Genomic DNA, 13634 nt, shown 5'->3' with positions numbered 1-13634 from the left:
CATGAATATCGGCCAAGCCGCGCAGGCATCGGGCGTCACCGCCAAGATGATCCGCTACTATGAAAGCATAGGGCTGGTCAGCCAGAGCCGGCGCAGCGAGGCCGGCTACCGCATCTACGGCGAAAAGGATTTGCACGCGCTGCGCTTCATCAAGCGCGCGCGCAAGCTGGGTTTTTCGCTGGAGCAGATCCGCGACTTGCTGTCGCTATGGCAGGACAGCGGCCGCGCCAGCGCGGACGTGAAGAAGATCGCGCTGGCGCACGTGGACGAACTCAATCAGCGCATCCGCGAACTGACCGAAATGCGCGACACGCTGGCCACGCTGGCAGCCTGCTGCCAAGGCGACCAGCGGCCCGACTGCCCCATCCTCAAAACGCTCAGCGAATAAACATCCACACGGTCAGCGCCGCGCCGACCGCCACCACGAAGCCCCGCATCAGCCTTTCCGGCATGCGGTGGATCAGCCACGAACCGCACAAGCCGCCCGCAATGCCGCCCGCGCACAGCGCCAGCGCGGCCGGCCAGCTGATCATGCCGGAAAAGGCAAAGATGGCCGCGGCCGAGGCGTTCATGGCCATCGCCAGCATGTTCTTGGTGGCCGTCGCCATGCGGATCTGCTGGCCGGCGATGGTGAGCGCGGCCAGCATCAGGAAGCCGATGCCGCCGCCGAAATAGCCGCCGTAGACCGCGATGCAGCTCTGGATTGCCACCAGTGCGCCGGTGGGCAGGCCGCTCACCGCGTGCAGCGGCTGGGTGCGGAAACTGCCCCACGCGAATACCGAAGTGGCGAACAGCACCAGCCAGGGCACCAGCCTGGAAAAGAAGGTTGGCGGCGTCACCATCAGCAGGATGGCGCCGATCACGCCGCCGCCCACGCTAATGGCGAACAGCTGCTGGAAACTCAGCCCGCCCACGCCGCCCACCAGTTTGCGGCCCGCGATGGCGGAAGTGGTCTGGCTGGGGAACATGGCGATGGTGGAGGTCATGTTCGCGGCCACCGGGTTCAGGCCCGCCAGCAGCAGGGTGGGGAAGGTGATGAAGGAGCCGCCGCCGGCGAGCGCGTTCTGCACGCCGGCAAACAAGCCGGCGGCAGCGATCAGGAGGACGGTGTGGAGTTCGAGTGGCGGGACGGGAGACATGCCCGATTATAGCCGGGCGCGCCGCGCGGCGTAATTCGGGCATCATGGGCGCATCGTTACCTGCGGGAGAGCGCGCGATGGAATATGAACTGTATTACTGGCCCACCATCCAGGGCCGTGGCGAGTTCGTGCGGCTGGCGTTGGAGGAGGCGGGCGCCGCCTACAAGGACGTGGCGCGCGGCAAAGGCGGCATGAAGCCCACCGAGGCCAGCATCGATCCCGGCTCCGAGCTGCGCGCCGCGTTCGCTCCGCCGGTGCTGCGCGCGGGCGAACTGCTGATCGGCCAGACCGCCAATATCCTGCTGTACCTGGGCCGCCGGCATGGCCTGGCGCCGCGCGCCGAGGCGGGCTGGCTGTGGGCGCACCAGCTGCAGCTCACCATCGCCGACATCGTCAACGAAGCGCACGACACGCACCATCCCGTGTCCACCAATCTGTACTACGAAGACCAGAAAAAGGAAGCGAAGAAGCGCGCCGCCGATTTCACGGCCGAACGCATCCCCAAGTTCCTGGGCTACTTCGAGCGGATCCTGCAGAACAACGGCGGCCGCTTCATGGTGGGCAAGCGCCTGAGTTATGTTGACCTTTCGATCTTTCAGCTGATCGAAGGCCTGCGCTACGCTTTTCCCAAGGCGATGGCGAAACTGGAGCCGGGCTGGCCCGGCCTGGCGGCGCTGCACGACATGGTGGCGCAGCGCCCCCACGTCGCCGCCTATCTTGCCTCGAAGCGCCGCATCCCCTTCAACGAGGACGGCATCTTCCGCCACTACCCCGAGCTGGAATAAGGCTTACTGCGATAAGGCTTACTGCGCCGCGCTGACCGGGAAGCCCGCGTCCGCGATGGCCGCCGTCACGGCCTCCAGGGGCACGCCGGACTGCACCTTCACCTGCTTGGACGCCAGGTCCACCTCCACGCTCGCCTGCGCATCGAGCGCCTTCACGGCCTTCGTTACGCTAGCCACGCAATGCCCGCAACTCATATCTTCCACTTGCAGCTGATACATATCGACCTCCTTGTTATGATGCCTTCACTGTATTCCTTCCCACGATGGGAAGGTCAAGGCAAAAAAGGGGTCAGGGTTAATTAATTTGGAAATATTTCCAAATTAATTAACCCTGACCCCTTTTTGTACTGCGGTGGCGTTGTTACAGCACGTCGCTGGCGTGGTCGGCCAGGCGCGAGCGTTCGCCGCGCGCCAGGGTCACGTGGCCGCTGTGCGACCAGCCCTTGAAGCGGTCCACCACGTAGGTCAGGCCGCTCGAACCCTCAGTCAGGTAAGGCGTGTCGATCTGCGCGATGTTGCCCAGGCAGAGGATCTTGGTGCCCGGACCGGCGCGCGTCACCAGGGTCTTGACCTGCTTGGGCGTCAGGTTCTGCGCCTCGTCGATGATCAGGAACTTGTTGACGAAGGTGCGGCCGCGCATGAAGTTGAGCGACTTGATCTTGATGCGCGAGCGGATCAGGTCTTGCGTCGCCGCGCGGCCCCATTCGCCGCCATCGCTGTCGGACTTGTTCAGCACTTCCAGGTTGTCGTCGAAGGCGCCCATCCACGGCGACATCTTCTCTTCCTCGGTGCCTGGCAGGAAGCCGATGTCCTCGCCCACCGGCACCGTGACGCGGGTGACGATGATCTCGTTGTACAGCTTGGTCTCCAGCACCTGCGCCAGGCCTGCGGCCAGCGCCAGCAGGGTCTTGCCGGTACCGGCCTGGCCCAGCAGCGTGACGAAGTCGCACTCGGGGTTCATCAGCAGGTTCAGCGCGAAGTTCTGCTCGCGGTTGCGCGCGGTCACGCCCCACACGCTGTTCTTGTTGTGGCTGTAGTCGCGCAGGGTTTGCAGCACGGCGGTCTTGCCATTGATCTGCTTGACCTGGCCGTAGAACGGCGCCTCGCCATTGGCCGGCTCCAGGAACACGAACTGGTTCACCAGCAGGGTAGGGATGACCGGGCCGGTAACGCGGTAGAACGTGGCGCTCTGGCCGTTCTTGTTTTCCTGCCAGGACTCCATGTCCTTGCCGTGCTTGTTCCAGAAGTCGTCCGGCAGCTGGACGATGCCCGAGTACAGCAGGTCGGTGTCTTCCAGCACGTGGTCGTTGAAGTAGTCTTCCGCCGGCAGGCCCAGCGCGCGCGCCTTGATGCGCATGTTGATGTCTTTCGACACCAGCACCACGGCGCGGCCCGGCTGCTCGTCTTCCAGCGAACGCACCACGCCCAGTATCTGGTTGTCGGCTTTGCCTTGCGGCAGGCTCGATGGCAGTTCGGCGATCTGCAGCTTGGTCTGGAAGAACAGACGGCCCTTGGCGTCCTTGTTGCCCAGCTTGGACAGCGGGATGCCGCTTTCGATGGCGTCGTCGTCGGTGCTGCCAACCAGCGCGTCCAGCGTGCGCGAGACCTGGCGTGCGTTGCGCGCCACTTCCGTCATGCCTTTCTTGTGGTTGTCCAGCTCTTCCAGCGTCATCATCGGCAGGTAGACGTCGTGCTCCTCGAAGCGGAACAGCGACGATGGATCGTGCATCAGCACGTTGGTGTCGAGCACGAACAGCTTGGTGCTGCCTTCCTGGTCGGCATGGCGGCTGGTGGAGGACTTGATGGTCACTTCCACCGGCTTGTGCTTGGCGGGATGCGGCGCTTCCACCAGCACCGGCGCGGACTTGCCGCGCGGCGCCTTGGCTTTCGGCGCGGCCGGTGCGGCAGCAGGAGCGGCAACGGGTGCCGGGGCAGGCGCGGCCTGCAGCAGCGCGGCTTTCTTCGCAACCGGTTTCGCGGCGGCGGTCTTGGCGGGCGCCTTGGCGGCCGGTGCCACGGCGATCGGTGCAGCGGGAGCGGCGGGCACGGCGACGGGCTTGGCGGCCTTGGCCGCAGGCGCCGGCTTGGCAGCTTTTTTCGGCGCCGCGGCAGGCGCCAGTTCAACAACGGGCAAAGGCTGTGGACGAACGCCGCTGGCCTTCGGGTAATCTTTTGCGAGCAACAGGGTTGCTGGCTTGGTAGGCAGTTTTGGCAGTGGCATCAGGATCTCGATCTAAAAAATGCTGGAAGGGTCCGCCCATTGGACACGCCGCGCAGATAGCGGCGCATGGGGTGGATGCTGACGAAAAGAAATATAAGAACTGCCGCGGGCGGGTAACGCCCGTTGAATGTACCGGTTGGTGGCCGCAGCCACCTGGTACAGTTGGTGGGAGAACTTTGCAGACTCAAAATCGAATGTTGGTGCGTCAGTTTGGTGCGCTCTAGGATTTAACAAATTCCAGTACTTCATCGACGTGACCAGGAACCTTCACGCCTCTCCATTCTTTCACCAATCGGCCGCTACCGTCAATGACAAACGTGCTGCGCTCGATGCCGCGCACGGTCTTGCCGTACATCTGCTTCATCTTCATGACGCCGAAGGCCTGGCACACCGCCTCGTCCGGGTCGGAGATCAGCTCGAAGGGCAGGCCCAGCTTGGCCTTGAAGTTCTCGTGCGACTTCAGCGAATCGCGGCTGACGCCGTACACCTCGGCGCCGGCGGCCTGGAACTGCTCGTGCAGGTCGCGGAAGGCCATATTTTCCGTCGTGCAACCAGGTGTGTTGTCCTTGGGATAGAAAAACAGCACGGTGTGCCGGGCCGGGCGGCCGGACAGCTGGAAGGTCTGGCCGCTGGTCATGGCGGCGGAAAAGTCGGCGATGGTTGCTACGGATGGGCTATCAGCCACAGGTGCTCTCCTGGACGGTGGCGCTGGTGCGTGGGCATGGTGGATGCTGGCAGCGTACCCAGCGGCGTTTAGGTGGGGACGAAAGTTTGTTATTCAAGCTATTTTTCGATGATCAGCGCCAGCGTCACCTTGCGGCCTTCGGCCATCAGGATGTTGTAGGTGCGGCAGGCGGCGTTGGTGTCCATGCACTCGACGCCGATGTGCTTGCCCATCAGCGGGGCGGTCAGCCTGGGGTGCACGAAGCGCTGGCGCTCGCCGGTGCCGAGGATAACCACGTCCGGCGCATCGGCCAGCAGTTGCTCGAAATGTTCAACGGTCAGTTGCTCGAAGCTGGCCACCGGCCAGGCGCGCGGCGGGGTTTCCGGCAGCACGATCAGGCTGTAGTCGAAAGGCTGGGCGTTGATTTCCACGCCGCCGGCGAAGTAGCCGGTGACGGTCTGGTAAGCCTGGGTGCTGTTGGGGTGGAGCTTCATAATAAAGTTTATGCGTAAGTATCTGTACGTAAAGTGGCGTAAAGGGACGCGATTCAGACCGTTATTGTAACGTTTTCCCTTGATCTGCGGCCCGCGAAGGTTGATTTAATGAAGCGACTTCGGCAGAATGGGTCTTTTCGCAATGCACCATTTGCGCGCCATGCCCGCCACGGGCTCCGTTATCTCGATAGGATTAGATTTTGCGACCGATTAACAAGTCGAACAAGCTGGCCGAAGTTTGCTATGAAATCCGCGGTCCCGTGCCGGAGAAGGCGCGGCAGATGGAAGAGGAAGGCCACAAGATTACCAAACTGAACATCGGCAACCTGGCGGTGTTCGGCTTCGATCCGCCCGACGAAATCGTCCACGACATGATGGTCAACCTGCATGGCGCGGCCGGCTACACCGATTCCAAGGGCATGTTCGCGCCGCGCAAGGCGGTGATGCACTACACGCAGGGCAAGAACATCGCCGGCGTGGGCATCGACGACATCTACCTGGGCAACGGCGCCTCGGAACTGATCGTCATGTCGATGAACGCGCTGCTCAACACCGGCGACGAGGTGCTGGTGCCGGCGCCCGACTACCCGCTGTGGACCGCCGCCGTGAGCCTGTCCGGCGGCACCCCGGTGCACTATGTGTGCGACGAGCAGCAGGACTGGTTCCCGGACATCGAGGACATGCGCCGCAAGATCACCAGCAACACCAAGGCCATCGTCGTCATCAACCCGAACAACCCCACCGGCGCGCTGTACCCGGTGGAGGTGCTGCAGCAGATCATCGAACTGGCGCGCCAGCACCAGCTCATCATCTACGCCGACGAAATCTACGACAAGGTGCTGTACGACGAAGCCCAGCACACCTCGATCGCCTCGCTGGCGGACGACGTGCTGATGGTCACCTTCAACGGCCTGTCGAAGAACTACCGCGCCTGCGGCTACCGCGCCGGCTGGATGGTGGTGTCGGGCGAGAAACGCCATGCAAAAGATTACATCGAGGGCCTGAACATGCTGGCCTCGATGCGTTTGTGCGCAAACGCGCCGGGCCAGTTTGCCATCCAGACTGCGCTTGGCGGCTACCAGAGCATACAAGACCTGGTCGGCCCCGGCGGGCGCCTGTTGAAGCAACGCGATCTGGCCTACAAGCTGCTGACCGATATCCCGGGCGTCACTTGCGTCAAGCCGAAAGCGGCGCTCTACATGTTCCCGCGTCTTGATCCGAAGATCTACCCGATCGCGGACGACCAGCAATTCGCCTACGACTTGCTGGCAGAAACCAAAGTACTGATAGTCCAGGGCACCGGATTCAACTGGATTGCGCCCGACCACTTCCGCGTCGTGTTCCTGCCGAACACGGACGACATGACGGAAGCGTTCGGACGCATCGCGCGCTTCATGGAAGGCTATCGCAAGCGCCACGGCAGCCCCATCTGATAATCACAGCGCCGCGCCGGCGCCGCCGGCCGCGCTGCAAGGAACTCACCAAATATGAAACCCATCAAAGTAGGCCTGTTAGGTGTCGGCAACGTCGGCTCCGGCACGTTCAACGTACTGGAACGCAACCAGGAAGAAATTCGCCGCCGCGCCGGACGCGGCATTGAAGTGGTGGCCGTCTCGGCCCGCAACCTGGAACGCGCCAAACAGCGCACTGGCGGCAAAGTGAAAGTGGTCGCCAATCCGTTCGACATCGTCAACGATCCGGAAATCGATATCGTCGTCGAGCTGATCGGCGGCTACGACGAAGCCAAGGCGCTGGTGCTGCAAGCCATCGCCAATGGCAAGCACGTGGTCACCGCCAACAAGGCGCTGCTGGCCGTGCACGGCAACGAGATCTTTGCGGCGGCCCAGGACAAGGGCGTGATGGTGGCGTTCGAAGCGGCCGTGGCCGGCGGCATCCCCATCATCAAGGCGCTGCGCGAAGGCCTGACCGCCAACCGCATCGACTGGTTCGCCGGCATCATCAACGGCACCACCAACTTCATCCTGTCCGAGATGCGCGACAAGGGCCTGGACTTCGGCACCGTGCTGAAGCAGGCGCAGGAACTGGGCTACGCCGAAGCCGACCCCACCTTCGATATCGAAGGCGTGGACGCGGCGCACAAGGCCACCATCATGTCCGCCATCGCCTTCGGCATCCCGGTGCAGTTCGACAAGGCGCACGTGGAAGGCATCTCCAAGCTGAACGCGGTGGACATCAAGTACGCCGAGCAGCTGGGCTACCGCATCAAGCTGCTGGGCATCGCCAAGCGCGCCAAGGTCAACGGCACCGAAGGCATCGAGCTGCGCGTGCACCCGACCCTGATCCCGGCCAAGCGCCTGATCGCCAACGTGGAAGGCGCGATGAACGCCGTGCTGGTGCAGGGCGACGCCGTCGGCGCCACGCTGTACTACGGCAAGGGCGCCGGCGCCGAGCCGACCGCCTCGGCCGTGATTGCCGACCTGGTCGACATCACCCGCCTGGCCACGGCCGATCCGGAACACCGCGTGCCGCACCTGGCTTTCCAGCCGAACGCGATGACCGACATCCAGATTTTGCCGATGGCCGAAATCACCACCAGCTACTACCTGCGCCTGAACGTGGTGGACCAGCCGGGTGTGCTGGCTGACCTGACCCGCATCCTGGCCGACGGCGCCATCTCGATCGACGCCATGCTGCAGAAGGAGCCGGCCGAGAACGAAACCCGCACCGACATCATCATCCTGACCCACCAGACCCAGGAGAAGAACGTCAACGCGGCCATCGCCAAGATGGAAGGCCTGTCCACCGTGGTGGGCAGCGTCACCAAGATCCGCCTGGAAAACCTGAGCTGATTCCCGGGCGGCGCTGCGGCGGATTACGCACTGCGTGCTAATCCGCCCTACGGAGGCAAGCGACGCAACGACGGCAACAGGTAGGGCGGGTTAGCGCCAACGGCGCGTAACCCGCCGCGCCACCAAGCAATAATCAGCAACTCGATCATCGGCCGCCCGCCGCCGATGCTACTCTTGGCGCTCTCACCGGAGTCCGCCTTGAAGCCCATCATCCTCGCCCTGCTTGCCGCCGGCCACGCCAGCGCCGCCACCTATTACGTCTCCCCCACCGGCAGCGACGCCGCCAGCGGCACCCAAAGCGCCCCCTGGCAATCGATCGCCCGCGCGCAAAAAGCCGCCGCGCCCGGCGACACCGTCTACTTCCGAGGCGGCCGCTACGCCTACACCGTCGCCGCTACCGCCTGCGCCAGCCGCACCGCCGTGGTGGATGCCATCACTCTCAACAAAAGCGGTAGCGAAGGCGCCCCCATCCGCTACTGGGCCTATCCGGGCGAAACGCCGGTGTTCGACTTCTCCGCCATGAAAGACGACTGCCGCGTCAAAGGCATCAACGTCTCCGCCCACTGGCTGCACCTGAAAGGCCTGGAAATCACCGGCGCGCCGCAGCAGCCGGAAAACCGACTCAACCACGAATCCTGGGGCTTGTGGATCAAGGGCAGCCACAACGTGTTCGAGCAGCTCAACGCCCACCACAACATGGGTCCCGGCGTGTTCATCGCCGACGGCAGCCACAACCTCGTGCTCAACAGCGATTCCCACCACAACTACGACCCCTACACCTCCAACGGCGCAGGGCAGAGCGCGGACGGCTTTGGCGCCCACATCAAGGCCAACCAGCCCGGCAACGTGTTCCGCGGCTGCCGCGCCTGGGCCAACACCGACGACGGCTTCGACCTCATCAAGGCCTACTCGCCCGTCACCATCGAATACTCGTGGGCCTGGCAGCACGGCTATTTGCCCGGCACCACGACGCCGCTGGCGGCGGGCAACGGCAACGGCATCAAGGCCGGCGGCTACGGCGGCGTGTACGCGGCCAACGCGGTCAAGCACACGGTGCGCTTCTCGGTCGCCTTCAACAACAAGGCCGCCGGCTTCTACGCCAACCACCACCCGCTGGCGCTCGACTTCACCAACAACACCGCCTTCGGCAACGGCGCCGACTACGACATGCGCGGCATCGCCCCGGACGGCGCGCCGGCCAGCTTCGGCACCCTGCGCAACAATATAGGCCGCACCGTCCGCAACGCCGCCGGCGCCGACCAGGCTCACAACAGCTGGACCCTGCCGCTCACGGTCCGCGACAGCGATTTCGACAGCGTCTCCGCCGAGGGCTGGGATGCGCCGCGCCAGGCCGACGGCAGCTTGCCCGTGCTGCCCAACTACCGTCCGCGCGCCGGCAGCGCGCTGGCCGGCCTGGGCGCGCTTGAACCCGCCGCGCAGGCAAAAACGCAGGCAAAAAAATAGCCGGGCTACGCAACACGCGGCCCGGCGAAAAGGTCTTACTCTGGGTAGGTACTACAACATCAACTGCGGGTGCTACAAAAACGGATTACTTGCTGGCGACGGTCAGTTCGCTTTTCACTTCCTTCACGCCTTCAACGGCGGAAGCGGCCTGGATGGCTTTGGTGCCGATGTCGGTGTTGGCAACCTGGCCGGTCAGCGTGACCACGCCCTGGGCTGCGGTGACGCCCACGCCTTTGTAGTCGGACAGCGCAGCCTGGACTTTCTTGCTCAGCGCGCTATCGGTAGCGGTGGCGGCAGTGCCGACACCCGCCATGGCGCCTTCTTGCTGTGGCACGGCGTAGGCGGCGGTCATCGAAGCGGCGGTCAGGGTTGCGGCGGCCAGCAGGCGGGAGATCATTTTGGTATTCGTCATGTTTGCTACTCCATAAAAGTTTTCTAAGGTTTCTAACGGAACGCCTTGTGACGTTATCCTCCCTATTGCAAGCGGTGTGCCAGCTTCAGAAAATCCAATAAAATCAATGGCTTGGAGATTTCACTCAGATTAACTTTCCGACAAGCAGCAATTTGAGACAAGTTTTGTCGTGATATGGCGACACGATTCGCGTCTCATTTGCCAAGTCACTGAAAACACAGGGTTTTTTTCTGTCGCCTTGTGACGACATGCCAACATGAGCTGCAAGCAGCTACTCGGCAGCGCCGTCGGCGCGGAACTGCGCGGCGTTGAGGTCGTATTTCTGCAGCAGGCGGTAAAACTCGGTGCGGTTGCGGTCCGCCAGCCGCGCTGCGTCGGCCACGTTGCCGTCGGTGAGCTTGAGCAGTTGCACCAGGTAGTTGCGCTCGAAGCGCTGCTTGGCCTCGGTATAGCTGAGCACTTCCAGCGACGGCACGCGCAGTGCGCGCTGCACCAGCGTCAGCGGCACCAGCGGCGCTGTGGCCAGCGCACACACGTGCTCCACCACGTTGTACAGCTGCCGCACGTTGCCGGGCCATGACGCGCGCGTGAGCGCCTCCAGCGCGCCGGGCGCAAAGCCGCTTACTGTCTTCTGGTACTTGGCCGCCAGCGCATGCAGGAAGCGCGTGGCCAGCAGCGCCACGTCCTCGCGCCGCTCCGACAGCGGCGGCAAGGTCAGCGTGATGACGTTCAGCCGGTAGTACAAGTCTTCCCTGAACTGGCCTTCCAGCATGGCCGCGTCCAGGTCGCGGTGCGTGGCCGACAGGATGCGCACATCCACCGGCCGGCCCTGGTCGGAGCCAAGCTGGCGCACCACGCGCTCCTGCAGCACGCGCAGCAGCTTCACCTGCAGCAGCAGCGGCATGTCGCCGATCTCGTCGAGGAACAGCGTGCCGCCGTCGGCTGCCTGCACCAGGCCTTCGCGGCTGCTCACCGCGCCCGTGTACGCGCCTTTCACGTGGCCGAACAGTTCGGACTCCAGCAGCTGCTCCGGGATCGCGCCGCAGTTGACGGCAATGAAGGGCGCTTTCGCGCGCCGGCTGGCGCGGTGGATGGCGCGCGCCAGCAGCTCCTTGCCGGTGCCGCTCTCGCCGCGTATCAGCACGCTCGCGTCGGACGCCGCCACCAGCTTGGCCTCGGCCAGCAGTTCGGCCATGGCCTGGCTGCGGCTGATGATTTCGGCGCGCCAGCTGTCGTCGCCGCCGCCGTGCACCGGCGCGGGCGCCGTCAGGCTCAGCGCCTGCTCGATGCGCTCCAGCAGCACCTTGGCGTCGAACGGCTTGGTGAGGTAGGCGTAGGCGCCCAGCGTGGTTGCCTCCACCGCGTCCGGGATGGTGCCGTGCGCGGTCAGCAGGATCACCGGCAGCGCCGGGTACTGCGAGCGGATTTCCTGGAACAGCGCCATGCCGTCGCGGTCGGGCAGGCGGATGTCGCTCACCACCAGCTGCGGCAGCTCGATCGACAGCCGCGCCAGCGCCGCTTCCGCGCTGCCTACCGCCGTCACGCGGTAGCCGTTCGCCGTCAGGCGCAGCGACAGCAGGCGCAGCAGGTCCGGGTCGTCGTCGACCAGCAGGAGGTGGGCGCCGGCCATCAGCGGCCTCCCTGCGAAGACGACTGCGGCGGCGGCCGCACCGGCAGGTTGCGCTCGATGGCCTTCAAGCCTTCCAGCATGTCGTTCAGCTGATCGGTCTTGCGCTGGTTTTCCTTCAGCTGCGCGATCAGCTTCTCGTTGTGCTCGGACAGCCGGCGCGCCTCCGCGCAATGGCTAGACAGCAGCTGCGCCAGCGGCTTGAGCGACTGCGCGGCCTGCTCGCTGGAGCTGGCCACGCTGTCGAACTGCGCCTGCGCGCGCGCCAGGTCGCCGCTGCCGCGCGTGAGCATCAGGATCATGCCGATCTGCAGCGACAGCTTGGGCGTGGACTGCTGCAGGCTCAAGCCGCTCAGCTCCTTGAGCAACTCGCCCTGCTGCATGCGGCGCAGGCTCTGGTGGTAAGCCAGCAGCGGCGCCGCCTCGTCCTGTGGCGACACGTGCGTGAGCGGCGTCTGCGCCAGCGGCGCGACCGGGGGCGCCGGCATCACGGCCGGCTGCGGTGGAGGCGGCGTCGGCGTCATGCACGCGCCCAGCAACAGGGCGGGCAGTACCGGCAGCAGGGACAGCAATCTAGTGGTCATAAGGCAGTTCAATCCGAAAATGGGCTCCCGCCTGGGAGGGAAGCAATTGCAGGCTGCCGCCGTGCGCTTGCACGTATTCGCGCACGATGGACAGGCCGATGCCGTTGCCGCGCCGTGCGCCCGGCGGCTGGCGTTCGCCTTGGTAGAAAGGCTCGAAGACGCGCTCGGCGTCCTCCGCCGCCACGCCTGGCCCCTGGTCGCTGCAGTCGATGCGCAGCATGCCCTGGTGCTCGTCCAGCGCGAAGCGCAGCGTGCCGCCGTGCGGACTGAAGCGCAGCGCGTTCGACAGCAGGTTGCCCAGCGCGACGGCCATCTTGTCATGATCCATCGGCAGCGCGCGCGGCGCGCCCTCGACCAGCACCACCAGGCCGCGTGCCTGCAACTGCAGCTGCTGGTTGGCGATCACCTCGCGCAGCAGCGCGGCCGGCTCGCACGGCGCGCGCAGCAGGTGCTGGGCATCGAAATTGGCCGCGTTGTAGCGCAGCAGATCCTCGATCTGGTTCTGCAGCGAGGCCGTGTTCTGGCGCAGGATGGCCGCGATCTCGCGCTGCTGCGGCGAGAGCGCGCCCAGCACCTGGTCCTCCAGCAGCGCCACCCCTTCCACCAGCGCCGCCAGCGGCGTTTTCAGCTCGTGCGAAATATGGCGCAGGAAACGCGACTTGTCCGCCTCCAGGTCGGACAGGCGCTGGCGCAGCCAGTTCAGCTGCTGGCCCAGGCGGCGCAAATCGTTCGGCCCCTCGACGGCGATGGCGTCGCCGTAGCGGTTCTCGCCCAGGCGGTGGATGGCTTGCTCGATCTGCTTGAGCGGGCGCGACACCCAGGCGCCGAAGCCTACCGCCAGCAGCGCCGCCACGGCAATGGCGGCCGCCACCTGGCCGGTCAGCACGCCGCGCCGCTGGTCCAGCTCATCGAGCAGCAGCTGGTTGCGGCGCTCCACCTCGCGCTTGACCTCATCCTCCAGCGCCTGGCTGATGGCGGGCAGTCCCGTCAGCGCCTGGTTGAGCGCCTGCTGGCGGTTGATGCGGCGCCCACGCGGGCTTTGCAGCACGGTCCAGGCCGCCTCGCTGCGCTGGTTCCAGTCGGCAAAGGTTTGCGGCGGCGCGCCGGGCAGGCCGGCGGCCACGGCGGCCAGCGCCGCCTGCGCATCGCGCCAGGCCTCGGCATAGCGTTCGCGGAAGGCGGGATCGTCCAGCACCAGGAACTGGCGTGCGCTGCGCTCCATGGCCACGCTGCGCTCGGCCAGGCGCTGCGCATTCTCCGTCAGCGCGATGGCGTGCTGGCCCGCCTCGCGGCTATGGGCGGCAAGGCGGTCCAGGGTCAGCAGGGCATGCACCGACGTCGCGCTCAGCAGCACGGCGATCAGCAAGAACACGCCCAGCAGCAAATGGCGGAATGACAGCTTGGGAAACATAGGAAAAGAGGGGCCGGACGGCT

14 protein-coding genes are annotated in these 13634 nt (G+C 65.1%); 5 read left to right on the top strand and 9 right to left on the bottom strand.

What is annotated here, in order from left to right; translation table 11 throughout:
- The first annotated feature begins 1 nt into the window (after position 1).
- Positions 2 to 388 (top strand): Cu(I)-responsive transcriptional regulator, encoded by a 387-nt coding sequence (gene cueR, locus ACFJI2_RS18955; protein WP_377701409.1) that lies wholly within the window; start codon positions 2 to 4, stop codon positions 386 to 388.
- Here cueR and ACFJI2_RS18950 read toward each other — a convergent pair.
- Positions 378 to 1139 carry a sulfite exporter TauE/SafE family protein gene (locus tag ACFJI2_RS18950; protein WP_377701408.1) on the bottom strand — a complete coding sequence of 254 codons (762 nt, stop codon included), beginning with the start codon at positions 1137 to 1139 and terminating at the stop codon, positions 378 to 380. The two genes, cueR and ACFJI2_RS18950, sit on opposite strands and share 11 nt — an antisense overlap.
- Before the next feature lie 77 nt (positions 1140 to 1216).
- Here ACFJI2_RS18950 and ACFJI2_RS18945 point away from each other — a divergent pair, with 77 nt between their 5' ends.
- The gene (locus tag ACFJI2_RS18945; protein WP_377701406.1) at positions 1217 to 1924 is read left to right on the top strand and encodes a glutathione S-transferase; all 708 of its coding nucleotides are present in this window, start codon (positions 1217 to 1219) and stop codon (positions 1922 to 1924) included.
- 18 nt (positions 1925 to 1942) lie between these two features.
- On the opposite strand, the gene ACFJI2_RS18940 is transcribed toward ACFJI2_RS18945, so the two are convergent.
- The 4 genes from ACFJI2_RS18940 to ACFJI2_RS18925 all read right to left on the bottom strand — a co-directional run bounded on the left by ACFJI2_RS18940 (position 1943) and on the right by ACFJI2_RS18925 (position 5303).
- On the bottom strand, positions 1943 to 2143 hold the full coding sequence (locus tag ACFJI2_RS18940) for a heavy-metal-associated domain-containing protein (RefSeq protein ID WP_107981306.1): 201 nt from the start codon (positions 2141 to 2143) through the stop codon (positions 1943 to 1945).
- A gap of 142 nt (positions 2144 to 2285) precedes the next feature.
- Positions 2286 to 4145 (bottom strand): PhoH family protein, encoded by a 1860-nt coding sequence (locus ACFJI2_RS18935; RefSeq protein ID WP_377701405.1) that lies wholly within the window; start codon positions 4143 to 4145, stop codon positions 2286 to 2288.
- Between the two features lie 220 nt (positions 4146 to 4365).
- The gene (locus ACFJI2_RS18930) at positions 4366 to 4830 is read right to left on the bottom strand and encodes a peroxiredoxin (RefSeq protein ID WP_377701403.1); all 465 of its coding nucleotides are present in this window, start codon (positions 4828 to 4830) and stop codon (positions 4366 to 4368) included.
- 98 nt (positions 4831 to 4928) lie between these two features.
- Complete coding sequence (locus tag ACFJI2_RS18925; RefSeq protein ID WP_377701402.1) at positions 4929 to 5303, bottom strand: Mth938-like domain-containing protein; 375 nt, start codon at positions 5301 to 5303, stop codon at positions 4929 to 4931.
- Between the two features lie 200 nt (positions 5304 to 5503).
- Between ACFJI2_RS18925 and ACFJI2_RS18920 the strand changes: the two genes are divergently transcribed.
- The 3 genes from ACFJI2_RS18920 to ACFJI2_RS18910 all read left to right on the top strand — a co-directional run bounded on the left by ACFJI2_RS18920 (position 5504) and on the right by ACFJI2_RS18910 (position 9577).
- Entirely contained in the window at positions 5504 to 6736 is a 1233-nt protein-coding gene (locus ACFJI2_RS18920; RefSeq protein WP_028833659.1) for a pyridoxal phosphate-dependent aminotransferase, read from the top strand.
- A gap of 54 nt (positions 6737 to 6790) precedes the next feature.
- Positions 6791 to 8113, top strand: a complete 1323-nt coding sequence (locus ACFJI2_RS18915; protein ID WP_028833658.1) for a homoserine dehydrogenase — start codon at positions 6791 to 6793, stop codon at positions 8111 to 8113.
- 198 nt (positions 8114 to 8311) lie between these two features.
- Positions 8312 to 9577, top strand: coding sequence for a right-handed parallel beta-helix repeat-containing protein (locus ACFJI2_RS18910; RefSeq protein ID WP_377701400.1), 1266 nt, complete (start codon positions 8312 to 8314; stop codon positions 9575 to 9577).
- 85 nt (positions 9578 to 9662) lie between these two features.
- On the opposite strand, the gene ACFJI2_RS18905 is transcribed toward ACFJI2_RS18910, so the two are convergent.
- The 4 genes from ACFJI2_RS18905 to ACFJI2_RS18890 form a co-directional block, all read right to left on the bottom strand.
- A complete protein-coding gene (locus ACFJI2_RS18905) occupies positions 9663 to 9989 on the bottom strand; it encodes a BON domain-containing protein (protein WP_028833657.1) in 327 nt (108 codons plus the stop codon).
- A gap of 271 nt (positions 9990 to 10260) precedes the next feature.
- Entirely contained in the window at positions 10261 to 11619 is a 1359-nt protein-coding gene (locus tag ACFJI2_RS18900; RefSeq protein ID WP_377701399.1) for a sigma 54-interacting transcriptional regulator, read from the bottom strand.
- Entirely contained in the window at positions 11619 to 12200 is a 582-nt protein-coding gene (locus tag ACFJI2_RS18895; RefSeq protein WP_377701398.1) for a hypothetical protein, read from the bottom strand. The genes ACFJI2_RS18900 and ACFJI2_RS18895 overlap by 1 nt, the downstream gene beginning before the upstream one ends.
- Positions 12190 to 13611, bottom strand: a complete 1422-nt coding sequence (locus ACFJI2_RS18890) for a sensor histidine kinase (RefSeq protein ID WP_377701397.1) — start codon at positions 13609 to 13611, stop codon at positions 12190 to 12192. The genes ACFJI2_RS18895 and ACFJI2_RS18890 overlap by 11 nt, the downstream gene beginning before the upstream one ends.
- Positions 13612 to 13634 lie beyond the last annotated feature (23 nt).

Source organism: Pseudoduganella sp. UC29_71 (genome assembly GCF_042693265.1).
Taxonomy (GTDB): domain Bacteria; phylum Pseudomonadota; class Gammaproteobacteria; order Burkholderiales; family Burkholderiaceae_D; genus Rugamonas.
Note: the sequence above shows the minus strand (reverse complement) of the source record. Positions and strands in the feature narration are given on the sequence as shown.